General features: G+C 64.0%; 21 protein-coding genes. 10 read left to right on the top strand and 11 right to left on the bottom strand.

Going from position 1 to position 18178, the window contains the following annotated elements; translation table 11 throughout:
• Entirely contained in the window at nucleotides 1–1431 is a 1431-nt protein-coding gene (locus tag PC358_RS20025; RefSeq protein WP_033702041.1) for a coniferyl aldehyde dehydrogenase, read from the bottom strand.
• A 151-nt stretch (nucleotides 1432–1582) separates the two neighbouring features.
• Between PC358_RS20025 and PC358_RS20020 the strand changes: the two genes are divergently transcribed.
• Together PC358_RS20020 and PC358_RS20015 are read left to right on the top strand one after the other, a co-directional pair.
• Nucleotides 1583–2248: a TetR/AcrR family transcriptional regulator gene (locus PC358_RS20020; protein ID WP_033702040.1), complete on the top strand. Its 666-nt coding sequence runs from the start codon at nucleotides 1583–1585 to the stop codon at nucleotides 2246–2248.
• Nucleotides 2249–2283: 35 nt separating this feature from the next.
• Nucleotides 2284–3138 carry a sulfurtransferase gene (locus PC358_RS20015; protein WP_033702039.1) on the top strand — a complete coding sequence of 285 codons (855 nt, stop codon included), beginning with the start codon at nucleotides 2284–2286 and terminating at the stop codon, nucleotides 3136–3138.
• Nucleotides 3139–3150: 12 nt separating this feature from the next.
• On the opposite strand, the gene PC358_RS20010 is transcribed toward PC358_RS20015, so the two are convergent.
• From PC358_RS20010 to PC358_RS19990, 5 genes are all read right to left on the bottom strand, one after another.
• Nucleotides 3151–4143, bottom strand: a complete 993-nt coding sequence (locus PC358_RS20010; protein WP_033702038.1) for a hydrolase — start codon at nucleotides 4141–4143, stop codon at nucleotides 3151–3153.
• Between the two features lie 60 nt (nucleotides 4144–4203).
• Nucleotides 4204–4443 (bottom strand): hypothetical protein, encoded by a 240-nt coding sequence (locus PC358_RS20005; RefSeq protein ID WP_033702037.1) that lies wholly within the window; start codon nucleotides 4441–4443, stop codon nucleotides 4204–4206.
• A gap of 107 nt (nucleotides 4444–4550) precedes the next feature.
• Nucleotides 4551–5153: a 16S rRNA (guanine(966)-N(2))-methyltransferase RsmD gene (rsmD, locus tag PC358_RS20000; RefSeq protein WP_033702036.1), complete on the bottom strand. Its 603-nt coding sequence runs from the start codon at nucleotides 5151–5153 to the stop codon at nucleotides 4551–4553.
• Nucleotides 5153–6643 (bottom strand): M16 family metallopeptidase, encoded by a 1491-nt coding sequence (locus tag PC358_RS19995; protein WP_033702035.1) that lies wholly within the window; start codon nucleotides 6641–6643, stop codon nucleotides 5153–5155. The genes rsmD and PC358_RS19995 overlap by 1 nt, the downstream gene beginning before the upstream one ends.
• Nucleotides 6636–7991 carry a M16 family metallopeptidase gene (locus PC358_RS19990; protein ID WP_033702034.1) on the bottom strand — a complete coding sequence of 452 codons (1356 nt, stop codon included), beginning with the start codon at nucleotides 7989–7991 and terminating at the stop codon, nucleotides 6636–6638. Before PC358_RS19990 ends, PC358_RS19995 begins: the two co-directional genes overlap by 8 nt.
• Before the next feature lie 231 nt (nucleotides 7992–8222).
• Here PC358_RS19990 and ftsY point away from each other — a divergent pair, with 231 nt between their 5' ends.
• The 4 genes from ftsY to rpoH all read left to right on the top strand — a co-directional run bounded on the left by ftsY (nucleotide 8223) and on the right by rpoH (nucleotide 12356).
• Nucleotides 8223–9701, top strand: coding sequence for a signal recognition particle-docking protein FtsY (ftsY, locus tag PC358_RS19985; protein WP_033702033.1), 1479 nt, complete (start codon nucleotides 8223–8225; stop codon nucleotides 9699–9701).
• Entirely contained in the window at nucleotides 9698–10369 is a 672-nt protein-coding gene (gene ftsE / locus PC358_RS19980; protein WP_027592328.1) for a cell division ATP-binding protein FtsE, read from the top strand. Before ftsY ends, ftsE begins: the two co-directional genes overlap by 4 nt.
• Nucleotides 10366–11388: a permease-like cell division protein FtsX gene (gene ftsX / locus PC358_RS19975; RefSeq protein ID WP_033702032.1), complete on the top strand. Its 1023-nt coding sequence runs from the start codon at nucleotides 10366–10368 to the stop codon at nucleotides 11386–11388. The genes ftsE and ftsX overlap by 4 nt, the downstream gene beginning before the upstream one ends.
• 113 nt (nucleotides 11389–11501) lie before the next feature.
• Entirely contained in the window at nucleotides 11502–12356 is an 855-nt protein-coding gene (gene rpoH, locus PC358_RS19970; protein WP_012312302.1) for an RNA polymerase sigma factor RpoH, read from the top strand.
• An 87-nt stretch (nucleotides 12357–12443) separates the two neighbouring features.
• Here rpoH and mtgA read toward each other — a convergent pair whose 3' ends face one another.
• Nucleotides 12444–13154: a monofunctional biosynthetic peptidoglycan transglycosylase gene (mtgA, locus tag PC358_RS19965; protein WP_033702031.1), complete on the bottom strand. Its 711-nt coding sequence runs from the start codon at nucleotides 13152–13154 to the stop codon at nucleotides 12444–12446.
• Between the two features lie 64 nt (nucleotides 13155–13218).
• On the opposite strand from mtgA, the gene PC358_RS19960 reads away from it, so the two are divergent.
• From PC358_RS19960 to trmB, 4 genes are all read left to right on the top strand, one after another.
• A complete protein-coding gene (locus PC358_RS19960; protein ID WP_033702030.1) occupies nucleotides 13219–13590 on the top strand; it encodes a DUF423 domain-containing protein in 372 nt (123 codons plus the stop codon).
• A gap of 102 nt (nucleotides 13591–13692) precedes the next feature.
• Entirely contained in the window at nucleotides 13693–13893 is a 201-nt protein-coding gene (gene thiS, locus PC358_RS19955) for a sulfur carrier protein ThiS (protein WP_033702586.1), read from the top strand.
• 54 nt (nucleotides 13894–13947) lie between these two features.
• The gene (locus tag PC358_RS19950) at nucleotides 13948–14742 is read left to right on the top strand and encodes a thiazole synthase (protein WP_015272152.1); all 795 of its coding nucleotides are present in this window, start codon (nucleotides 13948–13950) and stop codon (nucleotides 14740–14742) included.
• Nucleotides 14743–14751: 9 nt separating this feature from the next.
• Entirely contained in the window at nucleotides 14752–15474 is a 723-nt protein-coding gene (gene trmB, locus PC358_RS19945) for a tRNA (guanosine(46)-N7)-methyltransferase TrmB (protein WP_033702029.1), read from the top strand.
• Between the two features lie 141 nt (nucleotides 15475–15615).
• On the opposite strand, the gene PC358_RS19940 is transcribed toward trmB, so the two are convergent.
• The 4 genes from PC358_RS19940 to PC358_RS19925 are packed head-to-tail and all read right to left on the bottom strand — an operon-like array spanning nucleotide 15616 to nucleotide 18163.
• A complete protein-coding gene (locus PC358_RS19940; RefSeq protein ID WP_033702028.1) occupies nucleotides 15616–15942 on the bottom strand; it encodes a DUF3392 domain-containing protein in 327 nt (108 codons plus the stop codon).
• A 9-nt stretch (nucleotides 15943–15951) separates the two neighbouring features.
• Nucleotides 15952–17139 (bottom strand): radical SAM family heme chaperone HemW, encoded by a 1188-nt coding sequence (hemW, locus tag PC358_RS19935; protein WP_033702027.1) that lies wholly within the window; start codon nucleotides 17137–17139, stop codon nucleotides 15952–15954.
• Nucleotides 17136–17732, bottom strand: a complete 597-nt coding sequence (rdgB, locus tag PC358_RS19930) for an RdgB/HAM1 family non-canonical purine NTP pyrophosphatase (RefSeq protein WP_033702026.1) — start codon at nucleotides 17730–17732, stop codon at nucleotides 17136–17138. The genes hemW and rdgB overlap by 4 nt, the downstream gene beginning before the upstream one ends.
• Nucleotides 17729–18163 carry a DUF4426 domain-containing protein gene (locus PC358_RS19925; protein ID WP_033702024.1) on the bottom strand — a complete coding sequence of 145 codons (435 nt, stop codon included), beginning with the start codon at nucleotides 18161–18163 and terminating at the stop codon, nucleotides 17729–17731. Before PC358_RS19925 ends, rdgB begins: the two co-directional genes overlap by 4 nt.
• Nucleotides 18164–18178: the final 15 nt, after the last annotated feature.

Raw genomic sequence — 18178 nt, 5'->3', positions numbered from 1 at the left:
TCAGCGGATGAACAGCTTGTAGACCAGGCGCTGCAAGGCCTTGCCGTAAGGCGGGTAGATCAGCCGGGCAGCGTTCAGGCGTTGCTTGGCCAGCACCGCCTTGGCTTTGCTGAAGGTCAGGAAGCCGTCGTGGCCGTGGTAGTGCCCCATCCCGGAAGGCCCTATGCCGCCAAAGGGCAGGTCGTCCTGGGCGACATGCAGCAGGGTGTCGTTCAGGCACACGCCACCGGAGTGGGTGTGGCGCAGTACATGCTCCTGCTCGCTGCGCTCGTAGCCGAAGTAGTAGAGGGCCAGGGGGCGTGGGCGCTGGTTGATGTAGGCCAAGGCTTGGTCGAGGGTGTCATAGGGCACCAGCGGCAACAGCGGGCCGAAAATTTCGTCCTGCATCACCTGCATGCCATCGTTCACCCCTAGCAGCAGGTGAGGGGGCAGGCGTCGCCCCTGGCGGGGTTCGCCAGGGTACAGGTCGAGCACCTCGGCGCCTTGGTCGCGGGCGTCGTCCAGCAGGTGCTGCAGGCGCTGCAGCTGCCGCGGGTTGATGATGGCGGTGTAGTCGGGGTTGTCGGCGATATGTGGGTACAGGCGGCGAACGGCGAGCTGGTAGGCGTCACTGAAGGCCTGCAGCCGTTCGCGCGGCACCAGCACGTAATCGGGGGCTACGCAGGTCTGGCCGGCGTTCAGGGTCTTGCCGAAGGCAATGCGCTCGGCCGCGCTGTCCAGCGGCACGCTGGCCGAGACGATGGCCGGCGATTTGCCGCCCAGTTCCAGGGTCACCGGGGTCAGGTTGTGGGCCGCAGCCAGCATGACCTGGCGGCCCACGCTGGTAGCGCCGGTGAACAGCAGGTGGTCGAACGGCAGGCGAGCAAAGGCCTGGCCAACCTCGACCTCACCCAGCACCACACTGACCAGGTCTTCGGGGTACACGCGCGCCAGCAACTGCTTGAGTGCCTGGGCACTGGCCGGCGTTGCTTCGCTGAGCTTGAGCATGACCCGGTTGCCCGCTGCCAGGGCGCAGGTCAGCGGGCCGATGGCGAGAAACAACGGGTAGTTCCACGGCACGATGATGCCGACGACCCCCAAGGGTTGGTAGTGCACCTGCGCGCTGGCGGGCTGGAAGGCCAGGCCTACGCGGCGCCGGCTGGGGCGCATCCAGCGTTGCAAATGCCTTTCGGCGTGTCGCAGGCCCTGGATCGAGGGCAGCAGTTCAGCCAGCAAGGTCTCGTCGGCACTACGGCCGTCAAAGTCCTGGTCGATGGCTTCGATCAGTTGCGCCTGGCCCACCAGTAGTGCCTCGCGCAGGCTCTTCAGCCACTGGCGGCGCTGCGCCGCCGGTGGCGTGGGGTTGCCGGCAAAAGCCTGGCGTTGAGCGGCGAACCTCGCCGTCAGGTCGAGGTCGGAATGCACAGGAGGCAAGGCAACGGGCGAGGTCATATCGGCGCGAGTCCGGGCGAGGGAGTTCCTAGAGCCTATACTCTAATCGGTACCATGGTGCGAATTTTTCCTGGGGTTCGAGCGGTGCATTCCACAGCGTATAAGCCGTAAGATGACCCTTTGACCAAGGCCCGCAGACTGGGAGCTGAGCATGGCCCCGCGCATGAAGACCCGAGAGCGCATCGTGCAGAACAGCCTGGAGCTGTTCAACCAGCAGGGCGAACGTAGCGTCAGCACCAACCATATTGCCGCGCACATGGAAATCTCGCCCGGCAACCTCTATTACCACTTCCCCAACAAGCAGGCGATCATCGCCCTGTTGTTCAGCCAGTACGAAGCGCTGGTGGACAGTTTTCTGCGCCCGCCTCAAGGGCGAGCCGCAACGGTGGAAGACAAGCGTTTCTACCTCAAGGCCCTGCTCGCGGCGATGTGGAACTACCGCTTCCTGCACCGCGACCTGGAACACCTGCTGGACAGCGACCCCGAGCTGGCCGCGCGCTATCGGCGGTTTTCCGAGCGCTGCCTGCGCCAGGGCCAGGCGATTTACCGGGGCTTTGTCGACGCCGGGATCCTGGCCATGGCGCCGGCGCAGATCGAGTCGCTGACCATCAACGCCTGGATCGTGCTGACGTCATGGGTGCGTTTTCTCAGCACCACGCGTGAGCACTCCGCGCACCTGGGTGAAGAAGCCTTCAAGCGCGGCGTCTATCAGGTACTGGTGCTGGAGCTCGGCTTCGTCACCGTTGACGCCCGCAATGCCGTGGACGCGCTGTGCCAGGAATTCCATGTACCGTTCAACCAGGCCCTGGAACTGTAAACCAGGGCACGAGTGCCATCGATCAGGAGATAGTCATGCCCCTTGCGCAATTGATCACCCCGCAACAGTTGGCCGAGCGTCTGGGCTCGCCCGATCTGGTGATTCTCGACTGCCGCTTTGCCCTCGAGGATGTGGACTATGGCCAACGCAGCTATGCCGAGGGGCATATTGCCGGGGCCCACTTCGCCGACCTTGAGCGCGACCTCAGTGGCCCGGTAAGCAAGGGACGCACGGGGCGCCACCCATTACCGGATGCGGGGCGGCTGGTTGAGCGCCTGCGCGAGTGGGGGCTGGACGATGACAGCCAGGTGGTGCTCTACGACGACGGCCCCGGTGCATTTGCCGCCCGCGCCTGGTGGTTGCTGGCCTGGCTGGGCAAGCGCAGTGGCGTGTCGATCCTCGATGGCGGCCTCAAGGCATGGCATGCAGCGCACCTGCCGTTGAGCCTGGACCCACCCCCCAAGCACAAGGGTACGTTCACAGGTGAGCCGGATAACACGTTGCTGATCGATGCCGAGCACTTGGCCAAGCACCTGGGCGATGCGGGGCTGACGTTGATCGACGCCAGAGGCTTGCCGCGCTTTCGCGGTGAAGTCGAGCCGATCGACCCGGTTGCTGGGCACATTCCTGGTGCGCAGTGCGCGGCGTTTACCGACAACCTGGGGGCCGACGGGCGTTTTCTACCGGCCGACGCACTCAAGCAACGGTTTGCCGAAAAGTTGGCGGGGCGCTCGCCAGAGCAGTTGGTGGCCTACTGCGGGTCGGGGGTGACGGCTTGCCACAATCTGTTTGCCCTGGCACTGGCGGGCTATCCGCTGGGGCGGCTGTATGCAGGGTCGTGGAGCGAGTGGATCAATGATCCGGCGCGTGGGGTGGCGACCGGGGATTGACCCGGGCTGCTGCTACGCGCCTTCTACCAGCCACTGCGGAATCCGCCGTTCCAGGTAATACCCCGGGTTGCGCAGGCTGCCATCGACAAAACCCACATGGCCACCGCGATTGTGCAGTTCAAACTGCGTCTGCGCTGCCAGTTCGCTGGCCAAGGGCAAGCTGTGGCTGGACACGAATGGATCGTCGCTGGCGTGGATGATCAGGGTCGGCGTGCGGTTCTCGCCCAAGAAGAAGCGGCTCGATGAGCGGCGGTAGTAGTCGTGCGCATCGTTGAAACCATTGAGCGGCGCAGTGACCCTGCCGTCGAAGTCCCAGAAGGTGCGCAGTTTGGTCAGGGGCCCGAGCCGTTGCAGGGCTGCTAGCCGCTCGTGTTCGCCCTTCTCATGGAAGTGGCGCTGCTTGAGCTGTACATAGGCCAGCATCTCGCGCATGAAATGGGCCTGGTAGACCTTCGAAAAACCCTGGCCGATACGGTCGGCACACTGGTCCAGGCGAAACGGCACCGACACCGCGACCGCAGCCTCCAGCTGGCTGGCCGAGCCGCTTTCGCCCAGGTATTTGAGCAGCACATTGCCACCCAACGAATAACCCACAGCATAAAGTGGCGCCAATGGGCGCTGGGCGCGCAGGTGCGCGACGATTTCTGCCAGGTCCTCGCTGGCGCCGGAGTGGTAGCTGCGCGGCAGCAGGTTCGGCTCGCCCGAACAACCGCGCCAGTTCACCGCCACGCTTGCCCAGCCGCGGCCCTGCAGGGCTTGCTGCAAGCCTTTGACGTAAGGCGAGTGGGAAGACCCGGTCAGCCCGTGCAGCACCAGCACCAGCGGCGCATCCGCCTGGTGCGGGCCATGCCAGTCGAGGTCGATGAAATCGCCATCGGCCAGCCACAGCCGTTCGCGGTCGCGCTCCAGCGCTGGCAGCTTGCGCCAGAGCGGGCCCCACAAGGTTTGCAGGTGCGGATTGGACAGGCCGACGGCCGGGCGAAAATGGGCAGTGAGGCTGGGCATGCTGGGCGACTCGTGATGTGCCTGCCTAGAGTGCCATGAAACGCTGCCCCTGTACCGGCGCTATTGGTCGAGAGCCGGCAGCGGTTGTTGGTTCACCAGCGGGCCGACGCTGACAAGCACCTGGCGCGTCTGGTCGAACCTGCGTTGCATGACTTCGCGGACCACCTCCGGGGTTAGCTGGGTCAAGCGCTCGATGTAGGTATTCAGGTGGTCATCCGCTTGCCGCTGATAGGTGGTATTGGTGAGTAGCGCGGCCAGGCTGTTGTTCCTGGCAACACCGCGCAACGGGTGTTCGGACATGGCGCAAGTGCTCCTGCAAGAAACGAAGGAGCAGCTTCAGCCATGGCGCCGGTTACTGTGCTGTAACTAATTACGCCAACACGGTAAACCGGCGTGCAGTCGGGCGGTCAGCCGCGCTGCCAAAGCGCGTAATGCACCTGGCCGGTCTTTTTCTCGCGGTGCAAGCGCCAGTTACCGGGCATTTGCAAGGCCGAGGGCGCGGTCTCGCTTTCGGTGTAGATCCACGCCTGTTCACGCAGCCACTGGTTCTGCTCCAGCAGGTTGCAGGTGTTGGCCAGCAGGTCCTGATGGAAGGGCGGGTCGAGGAACACGACGTCGAACTGCTGCTTGGCCGGGTTTTGCAGGTAGCGCAGCGCGTCGGTCTGCAGGACCTGCCCGCGTGGGCAGCGCAGCAGCTCGAGGTTGTCCTTGAGGTTACTGATGGCGGCTGGGTTGCTGTCCAGGGCCACGGCATCTTCGGCGCCGCGAGACAAGGCTTCGAGCACCAGAGCACCGCTGCCGGTAAAGGCATCCAGCACCCGGGCGCCTTCGATGTAAGGCGCAAGCCAGTTGAACACGGTTTCTCGCACGCGGTCAGGCGTTGGCCGCAGGCCGTCGCCTTCAGGCACCGCCAGGCGGCGGCTGCGCCACTCGCCGGCGATGATGCGCAGGTGGCCCTGGCCCTTGCTTTGGCCCGTTTGAGGGCGGGCGGGAGGGGTGGATCTTGGCATTAGTGCTCCGGTACGCCGGGCGGTTGCTCGGCGGGCTTGTCAGTGGGGGCTGGCAGCGGTTTTTGCGGCACCTTGGGGCCAGCGGTGACGATCACCAGTTTATCGGCTGACAGGTGTTTGTTCATGGCGGCCTTGACCTGTTCGACGGTAAGGGCCTGGGACTGCTGCATGAAGTCCTCGAGCCAGGTCAGCGGCAGGTTGTAGAAGCCGATGGCCCCCAGTTGGCCGACGATACTGGCGTTGCTGGCATTGGACAGCGGGAAGCTGCCGGCCAGCTCGCGCTTGGCGTCGTCCAGCTCTTGCTGGGTCGGGCCGCTTTTCAGGTAGTCGGCAAGGATGTCCTGGACCAGCTTGAGTGTGCCTTCGCTGAGTTCGGCGCGGGTTTGCAGGTTGATCATGAACGGGCCGCGTACCTGCATCGGGCTGAACACCGAGTAGACGCCGTAGGTGAGGCCGCGCTTTTCACGTACTTCACTCATCAGGCGGGTGCCGAACGCGCCACCGCCAAGGATCTGGTTGCCCAGCGACAGGGCTGGCCAGTCTGGGTCCTGACGGTCGATACCCAGTTCAGCCAGCATCAGGTGGGTCTGTTTGGACGGGAAGTCAATGTGGGTCAGGCCCGCCTTGGGCTCAGCGGGCTGGGCCGGTGCGGCCAGCGCCGGGCCCTTGGGCAGGCCGGCGGAAACCTGGGTGGCAATGGCTTCGGCTTCGGCGCGGCTGAGGTCGCCGACCAGGGCGATGACCGCGTTGCCGGCGGTGTAGGCCTTGGCATGGAAGGCGCGCAGCTGTGCCAGGGTGATGCCGTTGATGCTTTCGGCGGTGCCGTCGCTCGGGTGAGCGTAGGGATGGTCGCCGTAGAGCTTGCCGAACAGCGCCTTGCCAGCGATCTTGCCGGGGTTCTGCTTCTCGTATTCGAAGCCGGCCAGCATCTGGTTCTTGATGCGCTTGAGGGCGTCCTCCGGGAACGTGGGCTTGCCAGCGACCTCAGCGAACAGCTTGAGCGCCGGTTCGCGCTTGTCCTGGGTGCTCAGGCTGCGCAGCGAGGCCACGGCCATGTCGCGGTACGAGCCGTTGCCGAAGTCTGCGCCGAGGCCTTCGAAGCCTTCGGCAATGGCGGTTACGTCCTTGCCTGCCACGCCCTCGTTGAGCATGGCGTTGGTCAAGGCGGCCAGGCCTGGCGTGGCGCCGTCCTGGCTGCTACCGGCGGCGAATGTGACGCGCAGGTCGAACATCGGCAGTTCGCGGGCTTCGACGAACAGCACCCGGGCGCCTTCGGCGGTGGTCCAGTTCTGGATGTTCAGCTGGCGCCGGCTGGGCGCCTTGCCATCCAGCTCGGCCAGTGACTGCAGGGTATTGGCCGGGCGGGCCGCAGTGCTGTCGGCCTTCGGCGCGTTGTCGGCCAGGGCCGGGGCCGCCAGCACTGCCGCCAGCGTAAGGGCGCGGATGCCCGTAGCCAGCAGGGTGAGGCGTGGTGCGCGACGATCACTCATGAGCGGACTCCTCGGGCAGTACATGGGCAACGCTCAGGCGTTCGCGGGTGAAGTAGGTGCGCGCAGCGTTCTGGATGTCTTGCGGGGTCACGCGCTTGAGCTCGTCCAGTTCGCTGTCGATCAGCTTCCAGGACAGGCCCACGGTCTCCAGCTGGCCGATGGTGGTGGCTTGGCTGCTGATGGAGTCGCGATCGTAGACCAGGCCGGCGATCACCTGGGCGCGCACGCGTTCGAGCTCTTCGGCGCTAGGGGGCGTGGTCTTGAGCTCTTCGAGCAGTTGCCAGATGCCCTTTTCCACGTCTGCCAGGGTTTTCTGCTTCTGCACGTTCGGCGTGGCCGAGATCAGGAACAGGCTGTCACCACGGGTGAAGGCGTTGTAGCTGGACGACGCCCCGGCCACCAGCTCCTGACCGCGCTCCAGGCGGGCCGGCATGCGGGCACTGTAGCCGCCGTCGAGCAAGGCTGAGATCAGGCGCAGGGCGTGCACCGTGCTCGGCTCCTGGGTGGTCGCCAGGCCGGGTACGTTGAAGCCGTAGATCAGGCTTGGCAACTGCGTGCGCACGTGCAGGGTCAGTTGGCGCTGGCCTGGCTCGGCCAGCTCCAGCGGCAGCTTGGCTGGCGGGACCGCGCGTTTGGGAATGCCGGCGAAGTACTTTTGCGCCAGGCCCTTGACCTCGTCGACGGTGACATCGCCGACCACCACCAGGGTGGCGTTGTTGGGCGCGTACCAGGATTCGTACCAGTGCCGCAGCTCCTCGACCTTCATGCGTTCGAGGTCGGCCATCCAGCCGATGGTCGGGGTGTGATAGCCACTGGCCGGGTAGGCCATGGCGCGGAACAGCTCGAATGCTTTCGAGTTGGGCTGATCATCGGTGCGCAGGCGGCGCTCTTCCTTGATCACTTCGATTTCGCGGCTGAACTCGTCGGCGGGCAGGCGTAGGCTGGCCAGGCGGTCGGCTTCGAGTTCCAGGGCCACTGGCAGGCGGTCGCGGGCCAGCACCTGGTAGTAGGCCGTGTAATCGTCGCTGGTGAAGGCGTTTTCTTCGGCGCCCAGGTCCCGCAGGATGCGCGAGCCCTCGCCGGGGCCGACTTTGGCGCTACCCTTGAACATCATGTGTTCCAGGGCGTGGGACAGGCCGGTCTGGCCCGGGGTCTCGTAGCTGGAGCCAACCTTGTACCAGATCTGCGAGACCACGACCGGTGCGCGGTGGTCTTCGCGCACGATCACCTTGAGGCCATTGTCGAGGATGAATTCGTGAGTCGGTTGCACATCGGCGGCGAAGGCCGCGAGCGGCAGGCAGAGCGTGCCGAGCAACAGGCCAGCGGCGCGGCGGGCTAGAGCATTCATACGGTGTTTAACCTGTTCGGCGGCCCGCAGGGTTTAGCGTCGGCGGGCCAGGAGGTGCTAGGATACTGATCCGGTTGCCTGGCGACCATGCCTGTCGCCGTTCTGGCCCGCAGGACACTAAGACAAAACGTTGCGCATGAACCAGCCGGCTTCAAGATAGTCTGTTCTGCGTATAGAGAATTCCCGATGCGCCATTGCTGGCGCATCGCTACCCTGAGATAGCCGTCCTCCATGTTTGGTTCCAACGACGACAAAAAAGCGCCGGCCGAGTCTGGCGAAAAGAAAGGCCTGTTCAGCTGGTTTCGCAAGAAGCCGCAGCAACCTGTCGCCGAACAGCCGCAAACGCCCGAGCCACAGTCTGCTGAACCGGTAGCGCCGCAGCCTGCCGTCGAGCTGCCTGAAGCGCCGCCGCTCGCGCCTTTGGCCGCGCCGGCCCCGGTTGCTCCCGAGGTGCCTCAACCTGCGCTGCCGCCTGCTGCCTTCAAGGCCCCCGAGCCCGAGCAGCCAGCGGCAGGTGCGGGCTTGCCCGCGAATCCGCAAGCCGCCACACCGGTCGAAAGCCCTTCGCCGCTGGTGCAAGCCCCTGAAGCCCCGTTAGTTCGCGGCGCAGAACCGCCTGTCAGCAACCTGGTGCTGCCGGTCGCCGAAGAGCCCGTGGCCCTGGTGCCGGACCTGGAGCCTATCGCCCCGCCAGCGATCCCTGAACGCCCGGTAGTCGCAGCGCCTGCCCCGGTCGAAGCTGAACCGGTTGCCGTACCGGTCGCCACCGAACAGTCCAAGCCCGGCTTCTTCGCCCGCCTCAAGCAAGGCCTGTCCAAGACCAGTGCCAGCATCGGCGAAGGCATGGCCAGCCTGTTCATGGGCAAGAAGGTTATCGATGATGACCTGCTCGACGAGATCGAAACCCGCCTGCTGACCGCCGACGTCGGCGTCGAAGCGACCTCGGCCATTGTCCAGAACCTGACCCAGAAGGTTGCCCGCAAGCAACTGGCCGATGCCGATGCGTTGTACAAGTCGCTGCAGGAAGAACTGGCCGCGCTGCTGCGCCCGGTCGAGCAGCCGCTGAAGATCCAGGCGCAGAACAAGCCCTACGTGATCCTGGTGGTCGGCGTGAACGGCGCTGGCAAGACCACCACCATCGGCAAGATGGCCAAGAAGCTGCAGTTGGAGGGCAAGAAGGTCATGCTGGCCGCGGGCGACACTTTCCGCGCTGCGGCCGTTGAGCAGTTGCAGGTCTGGGGCGAGCGTAACCAGATCCCGGTGATCGCCCAGCACACCGGTGCCGACTCCGCCTCGGTGATCTTCGATGCCGTGCAGGCCGCCAAGGCCCGTGGCGTCGATGTGCTGATCGCCGACACGGCCGGCCGTCTGCACACCAAGGACAACTTGATGGAAGAGCTGAAGAAGGTTCGCCGGGTCATCGGCAAGCTCGACGCCGAGGCGCCTCACGAGGTGCTGCTGGTGCTCGACGCCGGTACCGGCCAGAACGCCATCAGCCAGGCCAAGTACTTCAACCAGAGCGTCGAGCTGACTGGCCTGGCGCTGACCAAGCTGGACGGCACCGCCAAGGGCGGGGTGATCTTCGCCCTGGCCAAGCAATTCAGCATCCCGATCCGTTTCATCGGTGTCGGCGAAGGTATCGACGACCTGCGCACCTTTGAAGCCGAGCCGTTCGTCAAGGCGCTGTTCGCCGAGCGAGAGCATCCATGATCCGATTCGAACAGGTCGCCAAGCGCTATCCCAATGGCCATGTAGGCTTGCATGAGCTGAGTTTCCGGGCGCGCCGGGGCGAATTCCTGTTCGTCACCGGGCACTCGGGTGCCGGTAAGAGCACTTTGTTGCGTTTGCTGCTGGCCATGGAACGCCCGACCAGCGGCAAGCTGCTGCTGGCAGGGCAGGACCTGGGCCAGATCAGCAATGCGCAGATCCCCTTCCTGCGTCGGCAGATCGGTGTGGTGTTCCAGAACCACCAGTTGCTGTTCGATCGCACGGTGTTCAACAACATCGCCTTGCCGCTGCAGATCCTCGGTTTGTCCAAGGCCGAGATCACCAAACGCGTGGATTCGGCGCTGGAGCGTGTGTCGCTGGCCGACAAGGGCGAGCTGTTCCCGGCGGACCTGTCCACGGGGCAGCAGCAGCGGGTGGGTATTGCGCGGGCCATCGTCCATCAGCCAGCCCTGTTGCTGGCCGACGAACCCACCGGCAACCTTGACCCGCGCCTGGCCGCGGAGATCATGGGCGTGTTCGAGGATATCAACCGCCTGGGCACCACGGTATTGATCGCCAGCCACGACCTGGCACTGATCGCGCGCATGCGCCACCGCATGCTGACGCTGCAGCGCGGCCGTCTGATCGGCGATGGGGAGGCCGGGCAATGAGCACTACACGTACGCCGAAGGTTTCCGAGCGGGTTGCGCCGAAACCCGCTGACCCGCAGCCTGGAAAGAAAAAACGCGACGACGATGACGGCCCGGACTTTCGCACCTTGCTGCATGCCTGGCTGGAGAGCCACCGGGCAAGCATGGCCGACAGCTTGCGTCGCCTCGGCAAGCAGCCGATCGGCAGCTTCTTTACCTGTCTGGTCATGGCCGTGGCCTTGAGCATGCCCATGGGCCTGTCGTTGCTGCTGAAGAACGTCGAGAAGCTCGGCGGGTCCTGGCAGCGCGCCGCGCAGATTTCGCTATACCTGAAGCTTGACGCTGGCAGCAAGGAAGGCGAGGCCCTGCGTGACGAGATCAAGCGCATGCCCGGGGTGGCCGATGCGTTGTATGTCAGCCGCGACCAGGCGCTGGAAGAGTTCCAGCAGCAGTCCGGGCTGGGCGAGGCCTTGCGTGAACTCCCCGAAAACCCGCTGCCTGGCGTGGTGGTGGTGACCCCGAGCGAGGTCGATAAGCCCGCGCTGGAGGCATTACGTCAGCGCCTATCGGAGCTGCCCAAGGTCGAAGTGGCACAGCTGGACTTGGTATGGGTCGAACGCCTGGCGGCGATCCTCAAGTTGGGTGACCGCTTTGTCTTCGGGTTGGCGGTCATGCTGATTTCTGCGTTGCTGTTAGTAATCGGTAACACAATTCGTCTACATATTGAAAACCGCCGCACCGAGATCGAAGTCATCAAGCTGGTAGGCGGCACCGACAGCTACGTGCGCCGGCCTTTCCTGTACATGGGTGCCTTGTACGGCCTGGGTGCGGGTTTCTTGGCCTGGGGTATCCTGGCGTTCGGCCTGAACTGGCTGAACCAGGCGGTTGTCGGGCTGTCCGGCTTGTACGGCAGTGACTTCGCCCTGGGCGGCGTGCCGGCGTCCGATGGTCTGTCGCTCTTGATCGGAGCGGTGCTGTTAGGGTATATCGGTGCATGGATCGCGGTCGCTCGCCACTTGAACGAGCTAGCGCCTCGATAGTTTTTCCCGTGCCAGCATTGACTTTATTACCGTTTTGGGAACTTGTTCATCGGTTTCCGGTCAATGTTGGCAGTGCCCACAAGGCGCGAGTCTAGTAAGTCGGAGGTTCTTGAATGACCACATCGTTGCAACCTGCCTATGCCTTGGTACCCGGTGCAAACCTGGAAGCCTATGTGCACACGGTCAACAGCATCCCGCTGCTGACGGTCGAGCAGGAGCGTGATCTGGCCGAGCGTCTCTATTATGAGCAGGATCTTGAGGCCGCTCGGCAAATGGTGATGGCCCACCTGCGTTTCGTCGTACATATCGCCCGTAGCTATGCAGGCTATGGCCTGGCCCAGGCCGACCTGATTCAGGAAGGCAACGTCGGCTTGATGAAGGCCGTCAAGCGCTTCAACCCTGAGATGGGGGTGCGCCTGGTGTCCTTTGCCGTGCACTGGATCAAGGCAGAAATCCACGAATTCATCCTGCGTAACTGGCGCATCGTCAAGGTGGCTACCACCAAGGCCCAGCGCAAACTGTTCTTCAACCTGCGCAGCCAGAAGAAGCGTCTGGCCTGGCTGAACAACGATGAAGTCCATCGCGTGGCTGAAAGCCTTGGCGTTGAACCCCGTGAAGTGCGTGAGATGGAAAGCCGGCTGAGTGGTCAGGACATGGCCTTTGACCCGGCGGCGGAAGCCGACGACGACAGCGCTTTCCAGTCGCCAGCGCATTATCTGGAAGACCACCGCTACGATCCGGCGGTACAGCTGGAGGATGCCGACTGGAGTGACAACTCCACCAGCAACCTGCACGAAGCGTTGCAAGGCCTGGACGAGCGTAGCCGTGACATCCTCTACCAGCGCTGGTTGGCTGAAGAGAAGGCGACCTTGCACGAGCTGGCGGACAAGTACAGCGTTTCGGCCGAGCGTATTCGGCAGTTGGAAAAGAACGCAATGAACAAGGTCAAGGCGTTGATCGCGGCCTGATTCGCGCCTTGCTGGATGAAAAGCCGTGCCCTGTGAGGGGTGCGGCTTTTTTATGGGCTTCTGGGGCTGCACTGCAGCCCCGGATAATCAGAGTTTGCGCGAGGCATCCAGCTGCATCAGGTAGCTAGGCCCGCCCAGCTGGCTCATCTGCCGCCGGATCCAACCCGCCCGATTGGCCACATAGGCGCTGGGCCGGCTGGCGCTCCACTTGATCGGGCTGGGCAGCACGGCAGCCAACTGCGCGGCCTGCTGGCGGCTGAGGCGGCTGGCATCGACACCGAAGTGGTAGCGCGCGGCAGCCTGGGCGCCAAACACCCCATTGCCCCATTCGGCGCTGTTGAGGTAAACCTCGAGGATCCGCTCTTTCGACCAGAACAGCTCGATCAGCGCGGTAAACCACGCCTCCAGGCCCTTGCGGAACCAGCTGCGGCCCGACCACAGGAACAGGTTCTTGGCCACCTGTTGGGTCAAGGTACTGGCCCCACGAATGTTGCCACCACGTTCGTTATAAGCCAGCGCTGCCTGAATGGCCGGGATGTCAAAGCCCCAATGGCTGGCGAACTTCTGGTCTTCACCGGCAATGACCGCCACCTTCAGGTCATCGGCGATGTTCTCCCACGGTTGCCAGTCGCGCTGCAGGTCGATTGGCTCGCCACTCACCCAGGACTGCACCTTGCGCTCGGCCATCAACGCCGTGCCGGGTGGCGGTACCCAGCGAAACACCAGCACCAGCACGATACTGCCGGCAGCGAACCAGAGCAGGGCGCGGGTGAGGCGGCGGATAAGGGATGGCAGCATGTCGATGGCTTGGCCGGGCAGGTGGAAGGGGCCATTATACAGACCCGATAGTAGGAGTCCTCCCATGCTTCGCAGCTTCCTGATGCTTGCCGCCTTTTTCGGCTTTACCGGTGTGGCCTTGGGCGCATTTGCCGCGCACGGGCTGAAAAACCGCCTTACGGCAGATTACCTGGCCATCTTTCATACCGGGGTTACCTACCAACTGGTGCATGCCCTGGCGATTTTCGGTGTTGCCGTGCTTGCGGCGCACTTGCCTGGGCGCCTGGTCGGCTGGGCCGGCGGTCTGTTCGCGCTGGGTATCGTACTGTTCTCCGGTAGCCTGTACCTGCTGACCCTGACGGGTGTAAGCAAGCTCGGCATCATCACGCCCATTGGCGGGCTGTGCTTCCTGGCCGGTTGGTTGTGCCTGGGCCTGGCAGCCTGGCGGCTGGGCTGACCGAGCGGTCCACAATCGCGACTAATGGCGTGCACCGCCCTTGGGTTCAAGGGTTGTTCAGCGCTAGAATGCGGGCCCCAAAGAACAACGGTGGCCGTGCGCATGCGCATTCAACTGAACGGTGAACCTTACGAACTGCCCGCTGGCGAAAGCGTCGCGGCCCTGCTGACCCGCCTGGAACTCACCGGGCGCCGGGTAGCCGTGGAACTGAACCTGGACATCGTGCCGCGTAGCCTGCATGACAGCACGCAGCTGAACGACGGCGACCAGGTCGAAGTGGTCCACGCCATCGGCGGCGGCTGATTACAGCTCGGCGGTTCACATGCAAGCCCAGTAACCTTTTCCCGAGGAACAACGATGAGCAACGTTCGTAGCGACAAGCCCTTTACCCTGGCCGGGCGCACTTTCCAGTCGCGCCTGCTGGTCGGCACCGGCAAATACCGTGACATGGAAGAAACCCGCCTGGCCATCGAGGCCTCGGGTGCCGAGATCGTCACCGTCGCTGTGCGTCGTACCAACATCGGCCAGAACCCGGGCGAGCCGAACCTGCTCGACGTACTGCCGCCAGACCGTTACACCATCCTGCCGAACACCGCTGGCTGCTACGACGCGGTCGAAGCCGTGCGCACCTGCCGCCTGGCCCGTGAACTGCTCGATGGCCACAACCTGGTCAAGCTGGAAGTCCTGGCCGACCAGAAGACGTTGTTCCCCAACGTGATCGAGACCCTCAAGGCCGCTGAAGTACTGGTCAAGGACGGTTTCGACGTGATGGTATACACCAGCGACGACCCGATCATCGCCCGTCAGCTGGCCGAAGTCGGCTGCATTGCGGTCATGCCGCTGGCAGGCCTGATCGGTACCGGCCTGGGCATCTGCAACCCCTACAACCTGCAGATCATCCTGGAAGAATCCAAGGTGCCGGTGCTGGTCGATGCCGGCGTGGGTACCGCCTCCGATGCCACCATCGCCATGGAAATGGGTTGCGAGGCGGTGCTGATGAACTCGGCCATCGCCCACGCCCAGCAACCGGTGCTGATGGCCGAAGCCATGAAGCACGCCATCGTGGCAGGTCGCATGGCCTACCTGGCCGGCCGCATGCCGAAGAAACTCTATGCCAGCGCCTCTTCGCCGCTGGATGGTCTGATCAAGTAAGAGCTCCTGATGACTGAATCGCAAGAAACGCCGACCACCGCCGAAGGCGAAGAGCGCCCACACCGCCGTATCAAGAGTTTCGTGATGCGCGCCGGTCGCATGACCGAAGGCCAGCAACGCGGCCTGGACCAGGGTGGCCCACAGTTCATCCTGCCCCTGGCCGACAGCCCGGTGGACTACGACCAGGTGTTCGGCCGCGCTGCGCCGCGCACCCTGGAGATCGGTTTCGGCATGGGCCACTCCCTGCTGGAGATGGCGGCTGCCGCCCCTGAACTGGACTTCATCGGTGTCGAAGTACACCGTCCGGGTGTTGGCGCGCTGCTCAATGGCGTGTTGACCCAGGGCCTGAAGAACCTGCGGGTGTACGATTGCGATGCCATCGAAGTGCTGAACCGCTGCGTGGCCGACAACAGCCTCGACCGGCTGATGCTGTTCTTCCCGGACCCTTGGCACAAGGCACGCCATCACAAACGCCGCATCGTCCAGCTGGAGTTCGCCGAGCTGGTGCGCCGCAAGCTCAAGCCCGGTGGCGTGTTCCACATGGCGACCGACTGGGAGCCGTATGCCGAGTACATGCTGGAAGTGATGAGCGCTGCGCCGGGTTACCGTAACCAGGCGGCGGATGGCGCCTATGTGCCGCGTCCGCAAGAGCGGCCGATCACCAAGTTCGAGCGCCGTGGTGAGCGCTTGGGGCATGGCGTTTGGGATTTGAAGTTCGAAAAGGTGGATTGATCAGCTGATTCAGCCGATTGAACCGCAGCGCTTGCAGAAATGCAGGCAAAAAAAACCGCCTTGAGAGAGGCGGTTTTTTTATGAAAGCGAGAGGACGGAGTCTCCGCTTCCACAGAGTAGATGCAGCTCTGCAGGCGTAAATCAACCCCGCCGATCAGCCACCACGCCGATCAACACCAGCACCACCAGCAGCACCGGTGCCAGCGCATAGTTATTGAACTGGCTCAGCCCTTTCACCACCCATGGCGTGGCATAGATCAGCGCCGCACCGCTGCCGATCATCACCAGCAAGGCCATCACTGGCACGCGCAGCGCGCCCGCCAAGCTGCCGATGCGTTGCTCGGCCCAGGCTTTGATATCGGTGCCGAACAGCACCAGCAGGCAGCCTACCAAGGCCAGCGAAATCTCCGACAGGTTGCTGCGGCTCCAGCGGGAAACCGTCGCGAGCAGATCAAGTACCAGATCCATGGGTCATCCTTAGGTCAAGAAATACTGCAGCAGGTCATTGAGGAACAACTGGCCGCGTGGCGTGGCCACCAATCGATCCGGTTCGACCTGCAAAAGGCCTTTTTGTTCGGCGGCACGCCGTGCCTCGACCAGCTGTGCCAGCGGCAGGCCGGTGCGCAGGGTAAACAGTTCGGCTTCCACGCCATCGGTCAGGCGCAAGGCATTCATCAGGAATTCGAAGGGCAATTCTTCGGCCGGCAGCAGCTTTTCACCGGCCTTGAACGGCTTGGCCAGGTTCAGGTAGTCCTTGGGCAGGCGGGTTTTCCAGGTGCGCAGGATGCGCCCGTCGGCGAGGGTCAGCTTGCCGTGGGCGCCGGCACCGATACCGATGAAATCACCAAAGCGCCAGTAGTTGAGGTTGTGCTTGGCTGCACGGCCTGGCTGGGCATAGGCGGAAACCTCGTACTGGCGGTAGCCGTGCTCGGCCATCAGCGCCTGCCCCGCCTCCTGGATGTCCCAGAGGATGTCGTCTTCGGGCAGCTCGGGGGGCTGGTTCCAGAACACCGTGTTGGGCTCTACGGTCAGCTGGTACCAGGACAAGTGGGTTGGCCCCAGCTCGATGGCTTGGCGCAGGTCACCCAGGGCATCGTCCAGCGACTGCTCGGGCAGGCCGTGCATCAAGTCCATGTTGAAGTTGTCGAACCCTGCGGCGCGGGCCATGCCCGCAGCGCGGATTGCTTCGTCGCCATTGTGAATGCGCCCGAGCGCCTCGAGTTTGGCGGGCTGGAAGCTTTGCACGCCGATGGACAGGCGGTTGATGCCGGTTTGCCGGTACGCCTTGAATTTCTCCTGCTCGAACGTGCCTGGGTTGGCCTCCAGGGTGATTTCGATGTCTGGTGCGAACGGGATGCGCTGTTCAACACCGCGCAGCAGGCGGCCGAGCGCATTGGCGCTGAACAGGCTCGGCGTGCCGCCACCGAAGAAGATCGAGCTGATCGGGCGCCCCTGCACGGCTACAAGCTCTTGATCGAGGTCGGTCAGCAGGGCGTCGACGTACGCCTCTTCAGGCAGCTCGGGGCCAGCCGCGTGGGAGTTGAAGTCGCAATAAGGGCACTTGCGCACGCACCACGGGATGTGGATGTACAACGCCAAGGGCGGCAGCACGGCGAAACCCGCCGCCCCCCTCGGGAACGGCTGGGTGGACAACGTTTCGATCATGCCAGGCCCAGGCGTTGACGCAGCAGGGCCATGGCGCGGGCGCGGTGGCTGAGCTGGTTCTTGTCGACCGGGGCGAGGTCCGCGCTCGAGCAATTGCGCTCCGGTACCCAGAACAGCGGGTCGTAGCCAAAGCCGTGCTCGCCGCTGGCTTCGAACATGATGCGCCCGTGCCACAGGCCTTCGCACAGGATCGGCAGTGGGTCGTCGGCGTGACGCACCAGCGCCAGCACACAGACGAACTGCGCGCCACGCTCAGCCTCAGGCACCTCTTTCAAGGCCTCCAGCAGCTTGGCATTGTTCGCCGCATCACCCTTGCCATCGGCATAGCGTGCGGAGTAGATGCCCGGCGCACCACCCAGGTAGTCGACTGCCAGGCCCGAGTCGTCGGCCAGTGCCGGCAGGCCAGAGATGCGCGCGGCATTGCGTGCCTTGAGAATGGCGTTCTCGACGAACGACAGGCCGGTTTCCTCTGGCTCGACCTGGCTGAATTCGCCGATCGAGCGCAGCTGTACGGAGGCTCCGAGCATGGCCTGGAGTTCCTTGAGTTTGCCGGCATTGTGGCTGGCCAATACGAGTTGCTGGAAATTCATCATTCGCCTGGGAACACTTCCTGGTTGAAGCTGAGAGAGTTACTGATGCCGCCGGTTTCGACATTGAGGTCGAAGGTCACGGTTTCGGGCTGTTCGATCTTGAACTGGGCGATGTAGTACACCGCGCCCTGTTCGTTGATCTGCTTGAAGGACAGCGGGCTACTGCGCCCGGTCAGGTCCTTCACCGTGCCGCTGACGACCGCCATGGCCGGCTTGTTGGCCTTGAGCACGGCAATGTTGAGCACGCCCTGGTTCTTGCTGCGCACCAGGCCCGTGGCTGCGGCCACCTCTGGTGTCAGCATGCTCGAGGTGAACGCGCTGTAGTGTACCGTCACGTCGCCAAACACTTCCTTGCGCTCGGGACGGGCGGCATCGGCAGCCAGTACGGGCAGGGCCAGGCACAGGCTGATCAGGAACAGGGTCAGGCGACGCATGGTGCGATTCCTCCA

The organism is Pseudomonas capeferrum, assembly GCF_000731675.1.
Classification (GTDB): Bacteria; Pseudomonadota; Gammaproteobacteria; order Pseudomonadales; family Pseudomonadaceae; genus Aquipseudomonas; species Aquipseudomonas capeferrum.
The sequence above is the reverse complement of the archived record's forward strand: the minus strand, read 5'-3'. Positions and strand labels throughout refer to the sequence as shown.